Source organism: Klebsiella sp. PL-2018 (assembly GCF_019048985.1).
Lineage (GTDB): Bacteria > Pseudomonadota > Gammaproteobacteria > Enterobacterales > Enterobacteriaceae > Klebsiella > Klebsiella michiganensis.
In genome coordinates this window covers 1,737,792-1,758,315 of the sequence record NZ_CP077673.1, presented here as the reverse complement: position 1 = coordinate 1,758,315, position 20,524 = coordinate 1,737,792, and the positions used below count along the sequence as shown (strand labels likewise).

14 protein-coding genes and 2 pseudogenes are annotated in these 20,524 nt (G+C 56.5%); 8 read left to right on the top strand and 8 right to left on the bottom strand.

Going from position 1 to position 20,524, the window contains the following annotated elements; all coding sequences use genetic code 11:
- The first annotated feature begins 2 nt into the window (after positions 1-2).
- The 8 genes and pseudogenes from MKleb_RS08115 (at position 3) to cobO (ending at position 9,205) form a co-directional block, all read left to right on the top strand.
- Positions 3-1,447, top strand: a pseudogene (locus tag MKleb_RS08115) (methylaspartate mutase subunit E).
- On the top strand, positions 1,447-2,688 hold the full coding sequence (locus MKleb_RS08110; RefSeq protein ID WP_025108135.1) for a methylaspartate ammonia-lyase: 1,242 nt from the start codon (positions 1,447-1,449) through the stop codon (positions 2,686-2,688). Before MKleb_RS08115 ends, MKleb_RS08110 begins: the two are co-directional and overlap by 1 nt.
- Positions 2,689-2,691: 3 nt before the next feature.
- Positions 2,692-4,062 (top strand): acyclic terpene utilization AtuA family protein, encoded by a 1,371-nt coding sequence (locus MKleb_RS08105; RefSeq protein WP_025108136.1) that lies wholly within the window; start codon positions 2,692-2,694, stop codon positions 4,060-4,062.
- On the top strand, positions 4,059-4,376 hold the full coding sequence (locus tag MKleb_RS08100) for a DUF4387 domain-containing protein (RefSeq protein ID WP_025108137.1): 318 nt from the start codon (positions 4,059-4,061) through the stop codon (positions 4,374-4,376). Before MKleb_RS08105 ends, MKleb_RS08100 begins: the two co-directional genes overlap by 4 nt.
- A gap of 169 nt (positions 4,377-4,545) precedes the next feature.
- Positions 4,546-5,824 (top strand): annotated as a pseudogene (locus tag MKleb_RS08095) (dicarboxylate/amino acid:cation symporter); the annotation flags it as partial.
- A gap of 103 nt (positions 5,825-5,927) precedes the next feature.
- Positions 5,928-6,929, top strand: coding sequence for a glutaminase A (gene glsA / locus MKleb_RS08090; RefSeq protein WP_014228450.1), 1,002 nt, complete (start codon positions 5,928-5,930; stop codon positions 6,927-6,929).
- A gap of 11 nt (positions 6,930-6,940) precedes the next feature.
- On the top strand, positions 6,941-8,593 hold the full coding sequence (locus tag MKleb_RS08085) for a class I fumarate hydratase (RefSeq protein WP_025108138.1): 1,653 nt from the start codon (positions 6,941-6,943) through the stop codon (positions 8,591-8,593).
- A 9-nt stretch (positions 8,594-8,602) separates the two neighbouring features.
- Positions 8,603-9,205 (top strand): cob(I)yrinic acid a,c-diamide adenosyltransferase, encoded by a 603-nt coding sequence (gene cobO, locus MKleb_RS08080; protein WP_014228448.1) that lies wholly within the window; start codon positions 8,603-8,605, stop codon positions 9,203-9,205.
- Between the two features lie 298 nt (positions 9,206-9,503).
- Here cobO and MKleb_RS08075 read toward each other — a convergent pair whose 3' ends face one another.
- The 8 genes from MKleb_RS08075 to sdhB all read right to left on the bottom strand — a co-directional run bounded on the left by MKleb_RS08075 (position 9,504) and on the right by sdhB (position 20,524).
- Entirely contained in the window at positions 9,504-10,484 is a 981-nt protein-coding gene (locus tag MKleb_RS08075; protein ID WP_108703487.1) for an IS110 family RNA-guided transposase, read from the bottom strand.
- 401 nt (positions 10,485-10,885) lie between these two features.
- Positions 10,886-11,788 (bottom strand): LysR family transcriptional regulator, encoded by a 903-nt coding sequence (locus tag MKleb_RS08070; RefSeq protein ID WP_004848928.1) that lies wholly within the window; start codon positions 11,786-11,788, stop codon positions 10,886-10,888.
- A 395-nt stretch (positions 11,789-12,183) separates the two neighbouring features.
- Entirely contained in the window at positions 12,184-12,954 is a 771-nt protein-coding gene (locus MKleb_RS08065; protein WP_029946893.1) for a helix-turn-helix transcriptional regulator, read from the bottom strand.
- 165 nt (positions 12,955-13,119) lie between these two features.
- Complete coding sequence (sucD, locus tag MKleb_RS08060) at positions 13,120-13,989, bottom strand: succinate--CoA ligase subunit alpha (protein WP_004100288.1); 870 nt, start codon at positions 13,987-13,989, stop codon at positions 13,120-13,122.
- Positions 13,989-15,155, bottom strand: coding sequence for an ADP-forming succinate--CoA ligase subunit beta (gene sucC, locus MKleb_RS08055; RefSeq protein ID WP_004848923.1), 1,167 nt, complete (start codon positions 15,153-15,155; stop codon positions 13,989-13,991). Before sucC ends, sucD begins: the two co-directional genes overlap by 1 nt.
- A 99-nt stretch (positions 15,156-15,254) precedes the next feature.
- Entirely contained in the window at positions 15,255-16,481 is a 1,227-nt protein-coding gene (gene odhB / locus MKleb_RS08050) for a 2-oxoglutarate dehydrogenase complex dihydrolipoyllysine-residue succinyltransferase (protein ID WP_025106367.1), read from the bottom strand.
- Positions 16,482-16,495: 14 nt separating this feature from the next.
- Positions 16,496-19,303: a 2-oxoglutarate dehydrogenase E1 component gene (sucA, locus tag MKleb_RS08045; RefSeq protein ID WP_004130528.1), complete on the bottom strand. Its 2,808-nt coding sequence runs from the start codon at positions 19,301-19,303 to the stop codon at positions 16,496-16,498.
- A gap of 504 nt (positions 19,304-19,807) precedes the next feature.
- Complete coding sequence (sdhB, locus tag MKleb_RS08040) at positions 19,808-20,524, bottom strand: succinate dehydrogenase iron-sulfur subunit SdhB (protein WP_004130526.1); 717 nt, start codon at positions 20,522-20,524, stop codon at positions 19,808-19,810.

Below are 20,524 nucleotides of genomic sequence, written 5' to 3'. Positions count from 1 at the left end.
GAATGGAACTTCGAAATAAAAAATTAACCCACGACGAATTCATGACCGAGCGGCATCAGGTATTGCAGACCTGGCATACCGGCAAGGACGTTGAGCACTTCGAAGATGGCGTGAAGTACCAGCAAACCATTCCTGAGAAAAAACGCTTTTCTCACGCTCTGCTTAAGGCCGACCAGGAGGGTAAAACCCTGAGCCAGCCGCGCGCGGGCGTGGCGCTGATGGATGAACATATTGCGCTGCTCAAAACCCTGCAGGAAGAGTGCGATCTGCTGCCCAGCACCATCGATGCCTATACCCGCCTCAACCGTTACGAAGAAGCGGCGGTCGGCATACAGAAATCCATCGAGGCGGGAACCTCCAAACTGAATGGTTTGCCGGTGGTTAACCACGGCGTCGCCGCCTGCCGCCGGATGACCGAAGCGCTGGAAAAACCGGTCCAGGTACGTCACGGTACGCCAGACGCGCGCCTGCTGGCGGAAATCTCCATGGCCAGCGGCTTTACCAGCTACGAAGGCGGCGGTATCTCCTACAACATTCCCTACGCCAAGCGCGTCACCCTGGAGAAGTCGATTCGCGACTGGCAATACTGCGACCGCCTGATGGGCCTGTATGAAGAACACGGCATTCGTATTAACCGCGAACCGTTCGGCCCTCTGACCGGCACCCTGATCCCACCGTTTATGTCCCACGCGGTGGCCATTATCGAAGGTCTGCTGGCGCTGGAACAGGGCGTCAAGTCAATCACCGTCGGCTACGGCCAGGTCGGCAGCCTCACCCAGGACATCGCGGCGATTAAATCTCTTCGCGAACTCTCCCACGAATACTTTGGCAATTACGGATTCGACGATTATGAGCTGAGTACCGTCTTCCACCAGTGGATGGGCGGCTTTCCGGAAGATGAATCAAAAGCCTTTGCCATTATCTCCTGGGGCGCGGCGGTAGCCGGGATGTCCGGCGCCACCAAAGTGATCACCAAGAGCCCGCATGAAGCGTTCGGTATTCCCACCGCGGCGGCCAACGCGCAGGGGCTGAGGGCATCCCGCCAGATGCTCAATATGGTCAGCGATCAGAAGTTCCCGCCCGCGCCGCGGTTGAGCAGGAAGTGGAGCTGATAAAAAGCGAGGTTCGCGCAGTGCTGAAGAAAGTGTTCGAGCTGGGCAACGGCGACATCGCCCGCGGTACGGTGCTGGCCTTTGAAGCGGGCGTCCTGGACGTGCCTTTTGCCCCCGCATCCTGCAACGCGGGCAAAATTTTGCCGGTCCGCGACAATGCCGGCGCCATTCGCGTGCTTGAAGCCGGCGCGGTTCCGCTGCCGAAGGACATCCTCGCCCTGCACCACGATTACGTCGCTGAACGTGCGCATTTTGAAGGACGCAAACCCTCATTCCAGATGGTTGTTGATGACATCAACGCGGTATCCCACAGTAAATTAATAGGAAGACCATAATGAAAATTAAACAGGCCCTTTTCACCGCTGGCTACTCTTCATTCTATTTTGACGATCAGCAGGCGATTAAAAACGGCGCGGGTCATGATGGGTTCATTTATACCGGTGCTCCGGTAACGCCAGGCTTCACCTCGGTACGCCAGGCGGGTGAATGCGTATCCGTCCAGCTGATTCTGGAAAACGGCGCGGTGGCGGTCGGTGACTGTGCCGCCGTACAGTACTCCGGCGCGGGCGGCCGCGACCCGCTGTTCCTGGCGGAGAACTTTATCCCGTTCCTCAACGATCATATCAAACCGCTGCTGGAGGGCCGCGATGTCGATACCTTCCTGCCGAACGCCCGCTTCTTCGACAAACTGCGCATCGACGGTCATCTGCTGCATACCGCCGTCCGCTACGGTCTTTCCCAGGCGCTGCTCGACGCCACCGCGCTGGCCAGCGGCCGCCTGAAGGCGGAGGTGGTTTGCGACGAATGGCAGCTGCCCTGCATACCGGAAGCGATTCCGTTATTTGGTCAGAGCGGCGACGACCGCTACATCGCCGTGGACAAAATGATCCTCAAAGGCGTTGACGTCCTGCCGCATGCGCTCATTAACAACGTCGAAGAGAAGCTGGGTCTGAAAGGGGAAAAACTGCGTGAGTATGTCCGCTGGCTGTCCGACCGCATCTTAAGCCTGCGCACCAGCCCCCGCTATCGCCCCACGCTGCATATCGACGTGTACGGCACCATCGGCCTGATTTTCGATATGGATCCGGTTCGCTGCGCCGACTATATCGCCAGCCTGGAGCAAGAGGCGCAGGGCCTGCCGCTCTACATAGAAGGCCCGGTGGATGCGGGTAATAAACCGGACCAGATCCGTATGCTCACGGCCATTACCAAAGAGCTGACCCGCCTCGGTTCCGGCGTAAAAATTGTCGCCGACGAGTGGTGTAACACCTACCAGGATATCGTTGACTTTACCGATGCCGGCAGCTGCCACATGGTGCAGATCAAAACCCCGGATCTCGGCGGCATTCATAACATCGTGGACGCGGTGCTGTACTGCAACAAACACGCGATGGAAGCCTATCAGGGCGGTACCTGTAACGAAACCGAGATCAGCGCCCGCACCTGCGTTCACGTCGCGCTGGCCGCGCGTCCGATGCGCATGTTGATCAAGCCGGGCATGGGCTTCGACGAAGGTCTTAACATCGTGTTTAACGAAATGAACCGCACCATCGCGCTGTTGCAGACTAAGGATTAAGAGATGGCTCGTACCTTTAAGATCTTATCGCCGACGGCAATCCTCGGCTATGGCTTCCCGGAAGAGAGCTTTCTTAAAGCCATGGCGGAGTCCCCGGATCTGATTGCCGTTGACGCCGGTTCATCCGATCCCGGCCCCCACTATCTGGGGGCAGGCAAACCTTTTACCGACCGGGCCGGGGTGAAACGCGATCTGCGCTATATGATCGTCGCCGGCGTGAAGAACAACATACCGGTGGTGATCGGCACCGCTGGAGGATCCGGCGCCGCGCCGCATCTGGAGTGGTGTCGGCAGATTATCCATGAGATTGCGCAGGAAGAAAAACTGTCGTTCTCCATGGCACTGATCCCGTCTGATGTTGATAAAGCCATCATTCATCAGGCGCTGGATAACGGCAAAATCACCGCCCTGGACTTTGTGCCTGAACTGACCCACGAGGCCATTGAAGAGAGTACCTATATCGTCGCCCAGATGGGGATCGAACCCTTTCAGCGGGCGCTCGCCGCCGGCGCCCAGGTGGTGCTTGGCGGCCGGGCGTACGATCCGGCCTGCTTCGCGGCGCTGCCGATTATGCAGGGCTTTGATGAGGGGCTCGCCCTGCACTGCGGCAAGATCCTCGAATGCGCGGCCATTGCCGCCACGCCGGGCTCCGGTTCCGACTGCGCCATGGGGATTATCGACGACAGCGGCTTTACGCTGAAAGCGTTTAATCCAAAGCGTAAGTTTACCGAAACCTCTGCGGCGGCGCATACGCTGTACGAGAAGTCCGATCCGTATTTCCTGCCCGGTCCGGGCGGCGTGCTTAACCTGAAAGGATGCACCTTCAAAGCCGTCAACGAAGGCGAGGTTTACGTCAGCGGTTCTCGTCATGAAGCGACGCCGTACGCGCTGAAGCTGGAAGGCGCGCGGCGGGTCGGCTTCCGCTGCCTGACCATTGCCGGAACGCGCGACCCGATCATGATTGCCGGAATCGATAATATTCTTGAAGAGGTACAGACCAGCGTCGCACGCAACCTCTCCCTGAACGATGACAGCATCCGCATGACCTTCCATCTGTATGGAAAGAACGGCGTGATGGGCAATCACGAACCGATGAAAACCGCCGGGCACGAACTGGGCATCCTGCTTGATGTCGTTGCGCCAACCCAGGATATCGCCAACAGCGTCTGTTCGCTGGTGCGCTCTACCCTGCTGCACTACGGCTATGAAAACCGCATTGCCACCGCGGGCAACCTCGCCTTCCCGTTCTCACCTTCCGATATTCAGAGCGGCCCGGTGTATGAGTTCTCAATCTATCATCTGATCGAAGCCAGCGACGCGCTGCGCTTTGACTTCCATATCGAACAGGTGACGCCAGAAGGAGTTCAGGCATGAAACAATCCCTATGCTCACTGGCGCAGGTGATCCGCTCCAAAAACGCCGGACCGTATGAACTGGTTTTAGATATTTTATTTAAAACCCGGGAAGATTATCAGCGGGTCAAACGTTCTGAGCAATTAACCCCGCAGCTCATTGCCGGCTTATATAACGTAAAGCCTGATTTTATTCATCGCATTATCTGGTTCGATCCGGCCAACGCGGTAAAAATCGTCATGCCGCGAGATATTATTTCCGGCAACGTCGGGGACAATGATGTTTATGGCGCTCAGCAGCATGCGCCGTTATTAAGTATTGAGTTCGACCTGTAATTTCTAAAATACAACAACATCCATTGGGGTACAGAATTTCGCTGTATCACTGTATTCCAGACAATTTATGCGGTTGGTCACCACAGGCGTACGTCTGCGCTGCTGCCTGGCGCAGGCGTACACCGCCCTACACCACTTCACCGACTAACCCTGTTCCGATGGAGTAAATATGAAAAAAATAAGTTTAACCAAAATGATCATATTAGGCCTGATACTCGGCATGATTGCCGGGGTGATCATTAATAATATGGCATCAGCAGATACAGCAAAATCCTATGCGCAGGATATTTCCATTTTTACCACTATATTTTTACGCCTGGTAAAAATGATTATCGCCCCGCTGGTAATATCAACGCTGGTGGTCGGCATCGCCAAAATGGGCGATGCGAAAACGCTCGGGCGCATATTCTCTAAAACCTTTTTCCTGTTTATTTGCGCCTCGCTGCTGTCGATTGCGCTGGGTCTGGTGATCGTCAATCTGTTCCAGCCAGGCGCGGGCATCAACTTTGTCCCCCACGATGCCGGAGCCGTGGCCGCCGTTCAGTCCGAGCCCTTCACCCTGAAAGTGTTTATCTCGCACGCAGTACCCACCAGCATCGTTGATGCGATGGCGCGCAACGAAATTCTGCAAATCGTGGTGTTCTCTATTTTCCTCGGCTGCAGCCTGGCGGCGATCGGCGAAAAAGCCGAGCCCATTGTGAAGGTGCTCGATTCGCTGGTCCACGTGATGCTGAAGCTCACAGGGTACGTCATGCTGTTCGCGCCGCTGACCGTTTTCGCCGCCATCTCCGGGCTGATTGCCGAGCGCGGTCTGGGCGTGATGGTCAGCGCCGGGATCTTTATGGGTGAATTCTACCTGACGCTGGGCATGCTGTGGGCAATCCTGATTGGCCTGTCGACGGTGATTGTCGGCCCATGTATCAGCCGCCTGACCAAAGCGATCTTCGAGCCCGCGCTGCTGGCCTTCACCACATCCAGCTCAGAAGCCGCCTTCCCAGGAACCCTCGATAAGCTGGAAAAATTCGGCGTCTCTTCCAAAATCGCCAGCTTCGTCCTGCCCATCGGTTACTCCTTTAACCTGGTCGGCTCCATGGCCTACTGCTCGTTCGCCACGGTGTTTATCGCCCAGGCCTGTAACGTCCACCTCAGCATGGGCGAGCAGATCACCATGCTGCTGATCCTGATGCTGACCTCCAAAGGGATGGCGGGCGTGCCGCGCGCCTCAATGGTGGTTATCGCCGCGACGCTGAACCAGTTCAACATTCCGGAAGCGGGCCTGATCCTGCTGATGGGCGTCGACCCGTTCCTCGATATGGGTCGCTCCGCCACCAACGTGATGAGTAACGCCATGGGCGCCGCCATCGTTGGCCGTTGGGAAGGCGAGCATTACGGAGAAGGCTGCCGCGGCACCGCCCCGGTCAAAAAACCGGAGCAGGAGCGCCCTGCCAGCGAAACGTCAGAAGTGGCGATGTCCTGACAGCAAAATGGCTATGAGCCCCAGGCCGGATACGTCCGGCCCGGTTCCCTCCAATCATCCCAACGGGACACCCCATGAACGTGAAATTTCTTGGCACCTGCATCTTAACCGCCAGCTTACTGTTTAGCGCCGCCGCGCAGGCGCAAAGCGCGCCGGACTACGCCAGCATCATCGAGCAGGCACATCAGAAATATAAGAGTAATCACGACGGTAAAGTCGCCGACTATATCCCTGCCCTGGCGAGCTATAGCCCGAATAATTTCGCCATTACGCTCGCGACGGTCGAAGGCAAAATTTACCAGACCGGCGACGTGACAAAAGCCTTTCCGATGGAATCCTTAAGTAAAGTTTTCACCCTGGCGCTGGCAATGGAGCAGCGCGGGCCGCAGGAGGTGCTGGATAAACTCGGCGCGAACGCGACCGGCCTGCCCTTCAATTCCGGCTTAGCCGTCGAGCTCACGCAAGGCGCGCCGGAGAACCCGTTAGTCAACGCCGGCGCCATGAGCACCGTGAGCCTGATTGCGGCGAAAGACAAAACCGACCGCTGGAACAACATTCTCAACAACCTCAACGCCTGGGCCGACAGCTCCCTGAGCGTTAACGAGCCGGTATTTCAATCCGAAATGGAGACCAATCAGCATAACCAGGCGCTGGCGATGCTGATGAATTCATACCGCAGCTTCTATGGCGACCCTCAGGAAGCCGTCGAAATCTACACCCGTCAGTGTTCGGTGGATATCACCGTTGAGCAGCTCGCCAAAATGGGGGCCGTACTCGCCAACAATGGCAAATCACCGTTCAACGGCAAGCAGCTGCTCACCGCCAGCTACGTCCCGCAGGTGCTGGCGGAAATGGCGATCGCCGGGCTGTACGACGGCAGCGGCAAATGGCTGTACACCGTCGGTATCCCGGCAAAATCCGGCGTTGGTGGCGGAATGGTCGCCGTCGTTCCCGGGCAATACGCTATCGCCGTCTACTCCCCTCCGCTGGATGCAGCCGGTAACAGCGTCCGCGCCCAGCAGACCATCGAGTACGTCGCGAATGCGACGCGGGCCAATCTCTTTTTAGCGAAATAGTGAGAAGTAAAATGTCGAAACCCTTTGTCTGGCAGGAACTTTTTGTTCAGAGCAACGATAATACCGAATATGAACTGCTAACGAATCAACATGTTAAGGTGACAGAGTTAGATGGAGAAGAGGTCATCAAGGTTGCGCCGGAAGCGTTAACATTGCTGGCTCAGCAGGCATTTTATGAGGCGTCGTTTTTCCTGCGCGCCGGGCACTTAAAGCAGATCGCCGGCATCCTGCACGACCCGCAGGCCAGCGGCAACGATAAATACGTGGCGCTACAGCTGCTGCGCAACGCCGAAGTCTCGGCAAAAGGTGTGCTGCCAAACTGCCAGGATACCGGGACCGCCACCATCGTCGCGAGCAAAGGCCAGAACGTCTGGACCGGCGGCAACGACGCGGAAGCTCTGAGTCAGGGCATCTACACCACCTTTCAGGAAAACAATTTACGCTATTCGCAAAATGCCCCCCTTGATATGTATACCGAGGTCAACACTGAGACCAACCTGCCCGCGCAGATTGATATCAGCGCGGTGCCGGGCAGCGAGTACCGCTTCCTTTTCGTCAATAAAGGCGGCGGCTCGGCGAACAAAGCCGCGCTATTTCAGGAAACAAAATCTATTCTGCAGCCGGAAAAACTCACCGCCTTCCTGATTGAAAAAATGAAGGCGCTGGGCACCGCCGCCTGCCCGCCGTACCACATCGCCTTTGTCGTGGGGGGCCTGTCGGCGGACCAGGCGTTGAAGGTGGCGAAGCTGGCTTCGACAAAATATTACGACAATCTGCCCACCAGCGGAAACGAACTGGGCCAGGCGTTTCGCGATACGTCGCTGGAAGCGGCGCTGCTCAAAGCCAGCCGCGAGTTCGGCATCGGCGCACAGTTTGGCGGCAAATACTTCGCCCACGACATTCGCGTGATTCGCCTGCCGCGGCACGGCGGCTCCTGCCCTATCGCAATGGCGCTTTCCTGCTCCGCCGACCGAAACATCAAAGCCAAAATCAACAAACACGGCATCTGGCTGGAGAAGCTGGAACATAACCCGGGCAAGTTTATCCCTGATTCTCAGCGCATAGAAAACGGGGCGCAGACCGTCCAGCTCGATCTGAACCGGCCGCTGCGCGACATCCTCCACGACCTGTCAGCCCTGCCCGTGGGCACCCGACTGTCGCTGAGCGGTCCGATTGTCGTCGCCCGCGACATCGCCCATGCCCAAATCAAAGCGCGTCTGGATAACGGCGAACCGATGCCGGAGTATATGCGCAAGCATATTGTCTACTACGCCGGCCCGGCGAAAACGCCGAATAATCTGGCCTGCGGCTCGCTGGGCCCCACCACCGGCGGACGCATGGATGGGTATGTTGACGCTTTCCAGGCGGCGGGCGGCAGTTTGATCATGCTTTCCAAAGGCAACCGCAGCCAGCAGGTGACCGAGGCCTGCCATAAACACGGCGGCTTTAATCTCGGCAGCATCGGCGGCGCGGCGGCCCTGCTGGCGCAGCAGTATGTGAAAAGTTTGCGCTGCCTGGAGTATCCGGAGCTGGGCATGGAAGCGGTATGGATGATGGAAGTCGAAAATCTGCCCGCGTTTGTGCTGGTTGACGACAAAGGCAACAACTTCTTTAGCCAGTTCGAGCAGCAGCACCGCTGCGCCACCTGTCCGGCAGGACACTAAGGAGCATTTATGCACGCGCGAGGCAATCCCGACCGCCATCGTCAGCGCCAGCAGAAGCTGAAAACGCAGGTTGCTACCCGCGTGGCGGCGGCAACGGAGCAAAAAGGCATTCTGATCGTCTTCACCGGCAACGGCAAAGGTAAATCCACCGCCGCCTTCGGTACGGCAACGCGCGCCGTCGGCCACGGTAAGCGCGTCGGTGTTGCCCAGTTCATTAAAGGTCAGTGGGATAATGGAGAGTACAACACGCTGCATCCGCTGGGCGTTGAGTTTCACATTATGGGCACCGGCTTTACCTGGGAAACGCAAAACCGGGAGGCAGATATCGAGGCGGCGTCGGCCGTATGGCAGGAGAGCAAGCGCATGCTGGCCGACCCGAGCTACGATCTGGTGGTGCTGGATGAACTTACCTATATGCTGGCGTATCACTATCTGGATACTCAGGAAGTGATCGCGGCGATAGAGAATCGTCCGCCGCGGCAGAACGTGATTGTCACCGGCCGCGGCTGCCACGCCCGGCTGCTGGAGCTTGCCGATACGGTTAGTGAGCTGCGTCCGGTGAAGCACGCCTTTGACAGCGGTATTCAGGCGCAGGTGGGAATCGACTGGTAGTTTTACCCGGCTCGCGCTGCGCTTAGCCGGGCTACGGGTTCACATTCGTCTGCGGGCCGGTAGTCCGGACAGATGCGCAGCATCGCCTCCGGGAAACTCAGCCGCTCTGCGCTATGCTCCCGGGGGCGGCGCTCGACGCGCCTTGCCCGGGCTACAGGTTCACTGCCGTCTGCGGGCCGGTAGATACTGTGAACGCCTGCAACCATTTTTAGTTGCCGATACTTTCTCCGGCTCCCGGATGACAGGCACACCAACGACAGCACTCTCTGGTGCTGTCGTTTTTTCTCAGGGAACGTTGTTACGCTATCAACAGCTCATGCTGTGAGGCATCGAACGCCTTTCCTGACTTCAGTACTCCATAAGCCACCTGCGCCAGCTTTCGCATCATCGCCCCTATGATGACTTTTGCCCCCTTTCCGCTCTCTTCCAGCCTTTTCCTGAACGCTTTTCCCCACGCCGTATGGTACAGCGCCGATAACGCTGGCATGTATAACGCCTTGCGCAGTTGAACCGGCCCCGCTTTGCTCATCCGGCTCGCCCGCATCACGCTGCTGCCCGACTCATGCTGCACCGGCGTCAGTCCTGCATACGCCGCGAACTGCCGCGCTGTACCGAACTTCAGCCTCAGGCCCGTATACGCCAGCAGAACAGCCGCTGTTTTCTCCCCGATGCCCGGGATACTGTTCAGCAGCTTCCGCCGTCGTTTCATATCCGGGTCGTTATCCGTCAGGTCTTTTATCTGTTTTTCGATACGCGCCAGCTCCGCGCTCAGACATCCCAGCAGGATGTCAATGCTGGCCAGCTGAACCTCCGGCGCGGTTTCCCGCCGGTTTTTCTCCTGCGTCTGCATCTCTGTCAGCGCCTGATGCCTTAACACCAGGGCTTTCAGTGCCCGCTCTGTCGGATGAGGGGCCTCCCAGGCTGACGGGCGTTTTTCCCGGCAGAAGTGAGCCAGCATACGGGCGTCCACTTTGTCAGTTTTACTGCGCAACCCCTCACTCTGTGCGAAAGCTTTACTGAGGGCGGGGTTGATGATGGACACGGTATACCCGGCATCACTCAGATGCGCGGCCGCGTCTTCCATGTAGGTGCTGGTGGACTCCATGCAGACATGGGCACGGTTCACGTCATGGCCGCGAAGCCAGCGGACCAGCGCTTCGTGTCCGGAGAGGGTATTGTCAAATTTTTTACAGCGATGCCGGCCATCAGGGCGAAGAATATCGACATCCAGTTTAGCTTTGGCGACATCAATACCGATGAAGTGGAGTTCATTTTCCATAGTGAAACCAACCTTGCAAATACGGGTTACCGGTGAAAGCCGGTCCATGATACTGTCCGGTTTATCACATGAGAAAGAACGGCGGTCCGGTGCAAAGGATCTACGGAACAGGCGCGAAAGCCTAAGCCCGGACACGGCATCCGGACCGCCATCAGAGAGAACTGGCCGGTTCTTTCTGACGGAGTAATCATACAAGCCCGGACAGATGCGTAAGCATCGCCTCCGGGAAATTCAGCCACTCTGCGCTCTGCTCCCGGGGGCGGCGCTCGACGCGCCTTGCCCGGGCTACGGGTTCACCGCCGTCTGCGGGCCGGTAGCCCGGACAGATGCGCAGCATCGCCTCCGGGAAATGATGCCGCTTTGCGCCCGGCACCGCCGTCTGCGGCGCTGACAACGCGCCGTCAGGCTGCCGAGACCACCGATTTTTGCAGCAGCCACTCGCGGAATACCTGTAAATGTCGGGATTCCGCTTTATCCTCCTGCCACGTCATAATGAAGCGGTTGCCGGTGCGAATCGGCACATCGCAGGGGATCACCATCTCACCGCTATCCAGGTCATGCTGAATGGCAAAACGCGGCAGCAGCGCCACCCCCAGGTTCGAACGCACCGCCGCAATCAGCATTGAGAGCAAGTCAAAACGCGGACCGATGTTGATCTGCGGGCTGGTGATATTCGACAGCGCAAACCACTCCTGCCAGCCGTGAATTCGCGTGCTTTGATGCAGCAGCGGAAACTCGCCCAGCAGCTCCTCGACCGCCAGCTTCTGCCCGGGTTCGGATAGCAGCCCGCAGCCGCACACCGGCAGAATTTCCTCTTCGAACAGATACTCAACCTCCGCCCACGGCGAGCAAAAATCCTCGCGCATAATGGCGGCATCGTACTCGCGGCTAAGAAAATCGCCAATATTAGCCAGCGAATGAATATTAACGATAATGCCCGGATGTAATTTATTAAACTCGCGCAGGTTGGGGATCAGCCAGTGGGTGCTAAAGGTAGGATTGACGGCCAGCTCAAGCACCTGCACCGTCGGTTGCCATGTCATAATGGAGTTGGTATCACGTTCCAGTTTGTTAAGCGTTTCCTTAACGATAGTCAAATAATGCTTGCCAGCCGCATTTAAAAAAATCCTTTTTTTAGCATGATTAAATAATGACGTATGGAGGAAATCCTCCAGCGCCGTGACCTGTCGGAACACGGCGCTTTGTGTTAAAGCCAACTCTTCCGCTGCTCGAGTATAACTTTCGTGGCGAGCCACAACCTCAAAGGTCACCAGTAATTCAGTTTTGGGGATTTTTCCTCTCATAACGTCTTCCATTTACGGCGTGCAAAAAATTGTTTAATAGATAAAAAAAGCGCGCAAGGACATCAGATTAGCCCCGGGTGTTATATTTTATTTTACCTTCAGATGTCATTGATCTATTCCATGATTAATGCACACTGTTATTGATCAAATAATAACCAATAATACCCAGGCACTACAATAAACACAATTTATACAATGTGATTGCCATGCAAATAACAGCAATAAGTTGTCAATATTTTTTCACATTAACTTGTTTATTTGCGAAGTCAGTCGATGAGACGATGAAATTTAATTGCCCGCTGGTGAGCATAAATGAAAATTTTTCCGCGATCGGCCACACATTATGAGCGCTCCAGGAAAAATCTGTATTAACGATAAAACGGCGGCTAATCGACTTACCGTGAAGCGGCTGCGAGATGCCGATCGCGGAACGACTGCGGGCTGGTGCGATGAGCGGCGCGAAACACCCGACAAAAGTAGCTGGTTTGCGCAAACTGAAGCTTACGCGCTACGCTGTCTACCGAATATGACGGATCGCCAAGCAGTTCTCCGGCACGCTGCATTTTGCGCTGATTAACCCAGACTTTAAAATTCACCCCCTGGCGTTTTTTAAAAAAACGACTAAAATAATTTGCGCTTAAACAAACGTGAGCGGCGACGGTCTCTAAAGACAGCTCACCATATAAATTTTCATCAATATAGCGTAATGCCGACAGCAGTTTTATTTCATGGGACGATTTTTGCGAATAATAAAACTCTCTCTTATGCCGCAACGGTTTCTCGTCCACTTGCCTGTTTTCTGCAATCGCAGACATATTATTAACGATAAAATGCAGTAATCTTATCGCCGCCGCCCGATGCTGGTTGTCGGTCGCGTTATGATGATCGCAAATAATATAACCGGATAATGTATTGTCCTGAATCAACGGTAAGGCAAAGAAATTTAACCCACCATAGCCAGCAGGTAATCGATTGTCATTCGCCTCAATCACCGTGGTCTCCAGCCCGGTAGCCCGCGAAAAAAGCGCTGCCAGCGAGCTAAAGCTCTCCCATTGTTCATGCATTTTCTTTCGCACCACATTATTCCCCACCGCCTTTTGCAAGCACTTAATATGCAAAATAGCGCGGATAAAAAGGATGATGCCGGACGCAAAAAATAATCTCATTTGCGCAGATGAATATGATTAAACGGCATGAAATCGCGGGCGAAAACGGCGTAACGCCTGATGGCGCAGTGGCAGGCAAAAAAAAGGCCATCATCAGATGGCCAACCATGTCGAAATTGGACCAGCCCTTAACCATGCAGAACGTCAGGGCTGTTTTTTTACTTATTACTTAATTACAGTTTTCAGCGCTTCGCCGATATCGGCCAGGCTGCGAACGGTCTTCACGCCAGCGGCTTCCAGCGCGGCGAATTTCTCATCCGCCGTCCCTTTACCACCGGCAATGATGGCGCCCGCGTGTCCCATACGTTTGCCTTTCGGCGCGGTCACGCCGGCGATGTAGCCGACAACCGGTTTGGTCACGTGATCTTTGATGTAAGCGGCCGCTTCTTCTTCCGCGCTACCGCCGATCTCACCGATCATGACGATCGCTTCGGTCTGCGGATCTTCCTGGAACAGCTTCAGGATATCGATGAAGTTAGAGCCCGGGATCGGGTCGCCGCCGATGCCCACGCAGGTGGACTGGCCGAAGCCGTAATCAGTGGTCTGCTTAACCGCTTCATAGGTCAGGGTACCGGAACGGGAAACGATGCCCACTTTACCCGGCTGGTGAATGTGGCCCGGCATGATGCCGATTTTGCATTCGCCTGGGGTGATCACGCCCGGGCAGTTTGGCCCGATCATGCGCACGCCCGCTTCATCCAGCTTCACCTTCACGGTCAGCATATCCAGCGTCGGGATGCCTTCGGTGATGGTGATAATCAGCTTAATGCCTGCATCGATAGCTTCCAGGATGGAGTCTTTGCAGAACGGCGCCGGAACGTAGATAACGGATGCGGTTGCGCCGGTCGCTTCTACCGCTTCGCGCACGGTGTTGAACACCGGCAGGCCCAGATGGGTGGTGCCGCCTTTGCCCGGCGTTACGCCGCCAACCATTTGCGTACCGTAAGCGATGGCTTGTTCAGAGTGGAATGTACCCTGGCTACCGGTGAAGCCCTGGCAGATAACCTTGGTATCTTTATTAATTAAAACGGACATTATTTCCCCTCCACTGCGGCAACAACCTGCTGAGCTGCATCCGTCAGACTTTTCGCTGCAATAATATTCAGGCCGCTGTCAGCCAGTTTCTTCGCGCCCAGTTCGGCGTTGTTACCTTCCAGACGAACCACTACCGGGACGTTAACGCCCACTTCGGCTACCGCGCCGATGATGCCGTCGGCAATCAGGTCGCAGCGTACGATACCGCCGAAGATGTTAACCAGAACCGCTTTTACGTTGTCGTCAGAGAGGATGATTTTAAACGCTTCGGTGACTCGCTCTTTGGTTGCGCCGCCGCCAACGTCGAGGAAGTTAGCCGGTTCGCCGCCGTGCAGCTTAACGATGTCCATGGTGCCCATGGCCAGGCCCGCGCCGTTCACCATGCAGCCGATGTTACCGTCCAGCGCGACGTAGTTCAGCTCCCACTGCGCCGCCTGAGCTTCGCGCGGGTCTTCCTGCGACTGGTCGCGCATTTCGCGCAGATCCGGCTGGCGGAACAGCGCGTTGCCGTCAGCGCCCAGTTTACCGTCGAGACAGATCAGGTCGCCCTGCTTAGTGATCACCAGCGGGTTGATTTCGATCAGCGCCAGGTCGCGCTCAAGGAAAATGGTCGCCAGGCCCATAAAGATTTTGGTGAACTGCTGAACCTGTTTACCTTCCAGACCCAGTTTGAACGCCAGTTCGCGGCCCTGGTAAGGCATCGGACCCGCCAGCGGATCGATGGCGATTTTGTGGATCAGGTGCGGGGTCTCTTCCGCCACTTTTTCGATTTCCACGCCGCCTTCGGTAGAGGCCATAAAGACCACGCGACGGGAGCTACGGTCAACAACCGCGCCCAGGTACAGCTCTTTATCAATATCGGTCGCCGCTTCAACCAGAATCTGGTTAACCGGCTGGCCGTTCGCATCTGTTTGATAGGTGACGAGGCGTTTGCCCAGCCAGTGTTCAGCAAATGCGCGAATGTCTTCTTTGCTCTTCACTACTTTCACACCGCCCGCTTTGCCGCGGCCACCAGCGTGAACCTGACATTTCACTACCCACGGACCCGCGCCGATTTTTGAAGCGGCTTCTTCTGCTTCACGCGGAGTAGTACAGGCATAACCCACCGGCGCCGGTAAGCCATAGCGGGCAAAGAGTTGTTTTGCCTGATATTCATGTAAGTTCATGTGTTCAGTCCATCCTTCAGGGAATAATTATAAACCTGTAGGCCTGATAACGGCGCTCGCGCGCTTTACCCGGCCTACGGTAGGTCATACTCTTGCTGACTACACGTCCAGCAGCAGACGAGTCGGGTCTTCCAGCAGCTCTTTAATCGCAACCAGGTAGCCAACCGACTCACGTCCGTCGATCAGACGATGGTCGTAGGAGAGCGCCAGGTACATCATCGGCAGAATTTCCACCTTACCATTCACCGCCATCGGACGATCTTTGATGGCATGCATACCCAGAATCGCGCTCTGCGGCGGGTTGATGATCGGCGTGGACATCAGAGAACCGAATACGCCGCCGTTGGTAATGGTGAAGTTACCGCCGGTCAGGTCGTCTACGGTCAGCTTGCCGTCGCGGCCTTTTACTGCCAGCTCTTTAATTTTCTTCTCGATATCCGCCATGCCCAGCAGATCGACGTCGCGCAGAACCGGGGTGACCAGGCCGCGAGGCGTGGAGACCGCCATGCTGACGTCGAAATAGTTGTGGTACACCACGTCGTCGCCATCGATAGAGGCGTTCACTTCCGGATAGCGTTTCAGCGCTTCCACGACCGCCTTCACGTAGAAGGACATGAAGCCCAGGCGGATACCGTGACGTTTTTCAAACGCGTCACCGTACTGCTTACGCAGATCCATAATCGGCTTCATGTTGACTTCGTTGAAGGTCGTCAGCATGGCGGTGGAGTTTTTCGCTTCCAGCAGACGCTCGGCAACGCGTTTGCGCAGACGGGTCATCGGCACGCGTTTTTCCGAGCGGTTGCCCAGCTGCGCCGGAGCAGCAGCAGCAGCAGCGGGAGCAGCCGCCGGCGCTTCAGCTTTAGCCGGCGCGCTCGCCAGATGCTTCTCCACGTCTTCACGGGTCAGGCGGCCGCCAACGCCGGTGCCTTTAATGGCCGCCGCGTCGAGGCTGTGTTCCGCCAGCAGACGGCGAATCGCCGGGCTCAGCGCATCGTTGTTTTGTTCTTCCAGAGAAGCCTGCTGGCGCTGGGCCGGCGTCGACTCTTTGGCGTCGGCTTTCGCACCGGACTCTTTGCCCGCGCTGTTGCCTTCACGCAGGCGGCCGAGGATCTGACGAGAGAGCACGGTGGCGCCTTCGTCTTCAATCACCGCGTCCAGAATGCCATCCGCTGAAGCCGGTACTTCCAGTACCACTTTGTCAGTTTCGATTTCTACCAGCACTTCGTCACGAACAACCGCATCGCCCGGTTTTTTATGCCAGGTGGCAACCGTTGCGTCAGCTACGGACTCAGGCAGGTCGGGAACCAGAATATCTACGCTACTCATTATGTATCCTTTAATTAATCGACGTTCAGCGCGTCATTGACCAGATCTTGTTGCTGTTTCTGGTGAACGGACAGGTATCCTACCGCCGGAGAGGCGGAGGCCGGGCGGCCTGCATAACGCAGAGAGGCCCCAAACGGAATCACTTCACGGAAGTGATGCTGGCTGCAGTACCACGCGCCCTGGTTGAGCGGTTCTTCCTGACACCAGACAAAATCATGCACGTGCGCATACGGTTTCAGCGCTTCCTGTACCGCCTGGTGCGGGAACGGGTAGAGCTGCTCTATGCGAACGATAGCGACATCTTTTTGCTCTTTCTTGCGGCGCTGTTCCAGCAGGTCGTAATAAACCTTACCAGAGCACAGCACAACACGCTTCACGGCTTTCGGGTCGAGATCGTCGATTTCACCGATTGCCGGCTGGAAGGTGCCGTTAGCCAGTTCGTCCATGCTCGATACCGCCAGCGGGTGACGCAGCAGCGATTTCGGCGACATCACGATCAGCGGGCGACGCATACCGCGCAGCGCCTGACGACGCAGCATATGGTAAACCTGCGCCGGCGTGGACGGTACGCAAACCTGCATGTTCTGCTCGGCGCAGAGCTGCAGATAGCGTTCCAGACGCGCGGAGGAGTGCTCCGGCCCCTGGCCTTCGTAGCCGTGCGGCAGTAGCATCACCAGACCGCACATACGGCCCCACTTCTGCTCGCCGGAGCTGATGAACTGGTCGATAACCACCTGCGCGCCGTTGGCGAAGTCGCCGAACTGCGCTTCCCAGATGGTCAGAGTACGCGGCTCTGCGGTGGCATAGCCGTATTCAAACGCCAGGACCGCTTCTTCCGACAGCACGGAGTCCCAGACTTTAAAATGGCCCTGACCGTTGTGGACGTGCTGCAGCGGCGTATAGGTTGAACCATTTTTCTGGTTATGGATCACCGCGTGGCGGTGGAAGAAGGTCCCGCGCCCGGAGTCTTCGCCGGACAGACGCACCGAAATACCTTCATCGACCAGCGTGGCGTAGGCGAGGTTTTCCGCGCCGCCCCAGTCGAACAGCTTCTCGCCGGCGGCCATTGCCTGACGATCGCCATAGATTTTCGCGACGCGCGACTGCATCTCAACGGCTTCCGGCACCGTACTGATGCGTTTCGCCAGCTCCTGCAGACGCTTAGGTTCAACTTTGTCCGGATAGCTCTCATCCCACTCGTGGTTGAGGTACGGGGACCAGGTAAAGGAGTGCATGTTCATCGGACGCCACTCCTGCACCACGCATTCGCCGGCATCCAGCGCGTCGCGGTAGAGGTTAACCTGCTCGGTAGCGTCTTCCAGCGTCGCGACCTTATCGGCTTCCAGCTTGTCAGCGTAGATTTTGCGCGGGGTCGGATGCTTTTTGATTTTCTGGTACATCAGCGGCTGGGTTGCGCTCGGCTCGTCGGCTTCGTTGTGGCCGTGACGGCGGTAGCACACCAGGTCAATGAAGACATCGCGTTTGAAGGTATTACGGAAATCCAGCGCCAGGCGGGTCACGAAAGCGACCGCTTCCGGGTCATCGGCGTTGACGTGGAAAATCGGCGACTGCACCATCTTACCGATGTCGGTACAGTACGGGGTAGAACGCGCATCCAGCGGGTTAGACGTGGTGAATCCCACCTGGTTGTTAATCACGATGCGTACGGTACCGCCCACTTCGTAACCGCGAGCTTTGGACATGTTCAGGGTTTCCTGAACCACGCCCTGGCCGGTGACCGCGGCGTCGCCGTGAATGGTGATCGGCAGAACTTTGTTGCTGCTCGGTTCGTCGAGACGATCGAGGCGAGCGCGTACGGAGCCGATAACTACCGGGCTGACGATTTCCAGGTGCGACGGGTTAAACGCCAGCGCCAGGTGCACCAGGCCGCCTTCGGTTTCCATGTCGGACGAGAAGCCCATGTGGTACTTCACGTCACCGGTACCGAGGTGTTCTTTATGTTTACCGGCAAATTCGTCGAACAGGTCCTGAGGTTTTTTACCCAGCACGTTGACCAGTACGTTCAGACGACCGCGGTGCGCCATGCCCAGCACCACTTCGCGGGTGCCGCTCTTACCCGCGTGGCGGATAATCTCTTTGAGCATCGGGATCAGCGCATCGCCGCCTTCCAGCGAGAAGCGTTTCGCGCCCGGGAATTTCGCCCCGAGGTAGCGTTCGAGGCCTTCCGCCGCGGTCAGCTCGCTCAGGAAGCGTTTTTTCTCTTCGGCGCTAAAGCTCGCTTTGCCTGCTACCGACTCGATACGCTGCTGGATCCAGCGTTTTTCTTCGGTAGAAGTAATGTGCATATATTCCGCGCCGATGGAGCCGCAATAGGTTTGCTTCAGGGCAGAGATCAGATCGCCCAGCTTCATCGTGTCTTTACCGATGGCAAAAGAACCTACGTTATAGATCTCCTGGAAATCGGCCTCGGTCAGATCGTGGTAAGCCGGATCGAGATCCGCCACTCTCTCTTGCTGCCACAGTCCCAGCGGATCGAGATTCGCATGCTGGTGACCACGGAAGCGGTATGCGTTGATGAGCTGCAGGACTTTAACCTGCTTCACATTGGTGTCAGGGTCGGAAATCGAAGAAGTGTAACGCGAGGCATCCTTCGCCAGGCGGCGGAAATAATCACGCGTTTTGGAATGAAATTGATCCGGTTTGACTCCGGTGCCAGGTAACTGCTGGAACATAGAACGCCAGTTGGCGTCAACAGAGTCAGGATCGGTTAAGAAGTCTTCATAGAGCTGTTCTATCCAGCTCTGGTTCGAACCAGAGAGGTAAGAAGAGTCCAGCCAGGCTTTCATTGCGCCGTTCTGCATCGTGATCCCTTAAGCATTTATATGCTTATTTCGCCGTAGAAACTACCACGCACAGAAGTTGTACGTGCCGGGGTTCACTTGTTGCGGATGAGTTGTGGTTTCGTCCGCTAAGGAACCTTTAAAAACTGCCATTAATCTTCGGCGTTCAGGCTGCGGTTGCGTCAGCTGCCTTCACTTACCCCGGTCACATAGTTCACTATGCTCCCGGAGATGCGTTCAGTTGCCGCCTTACCTCGCTCTGAACGCCTTGATTACTGGTACATATTTGGCGGTTTTTAAAGATTTCCTGCTATCCCCTTCATACTTCAAGTTACATGTGCGTTGGCTTTCCTCACTCACCCCAGTCACTTACTTGAGTAAGCTCCTGGGGATTCGCTGCGTCGCCGCCGTCCTGTAACTCGAATTATTTAGGGTATTCATTTCCCGGCGGCACGAACGCTGCCGGGGCTACTGCTTTTGGTAGCCCGGATAAGCGCTAGCGCCATCCGGGGCAGACCGGGTTACTTACGCACTGCGCTGCAGCAGCATCGACTTAATATGGCCGATGGCGCGCGTTGGGTTCAGCCCCTTAGGACACACACTGACGCAGTTCATAATGCTGTGACAGCGGAATACGCTGAAAGCATCGCTCAGCCCTTCGAGGCGCTCGCTGGTTTCGGTATCGCGACTGTCGATCAGGAAGCGATACGCGGCCAGCAGGCCGGCCGGGCCGATAAACTTGTCCGGGTTCCACCAGAACGACGGGCAAGACGTTGAACAACATGCGCAGAGAATACACTCATACAAACCATCGAGTTTCTCACGCTGCTCTGGCGACTGCAGATGCTCGCGAGCCGGAGGATTTTGCCCATTATTCAACAAGTAAGGCTTAATCTTCTCATATTGTGCATAGAATTGCCCCATGTCTACCACCAAATCACGGATAACCGGTAATCCTGGCAGCGGACGGATAACAATTTTCTTACCCGGCTGATTCAGCGCGGAGATCGGCGTGATGCACGCCAGACCATTTTTCCCGTTCATGTTCAGACCGTCGGAGCCACAAACCCCTTCACGGCAGGAGCGGCGGAACGACAGCGACGGGTCTTTCTCTTTCAGCTGGATTAACGCGTCCAGCAGCATCATGTCGCGACCCTCTTCCGCTTCCAGGGTGTAATCCTGCATGCGCGGAGCATCGTCTACGTCCGGGTTATAACGATAAACTGAAAACTCGAGTTTCAT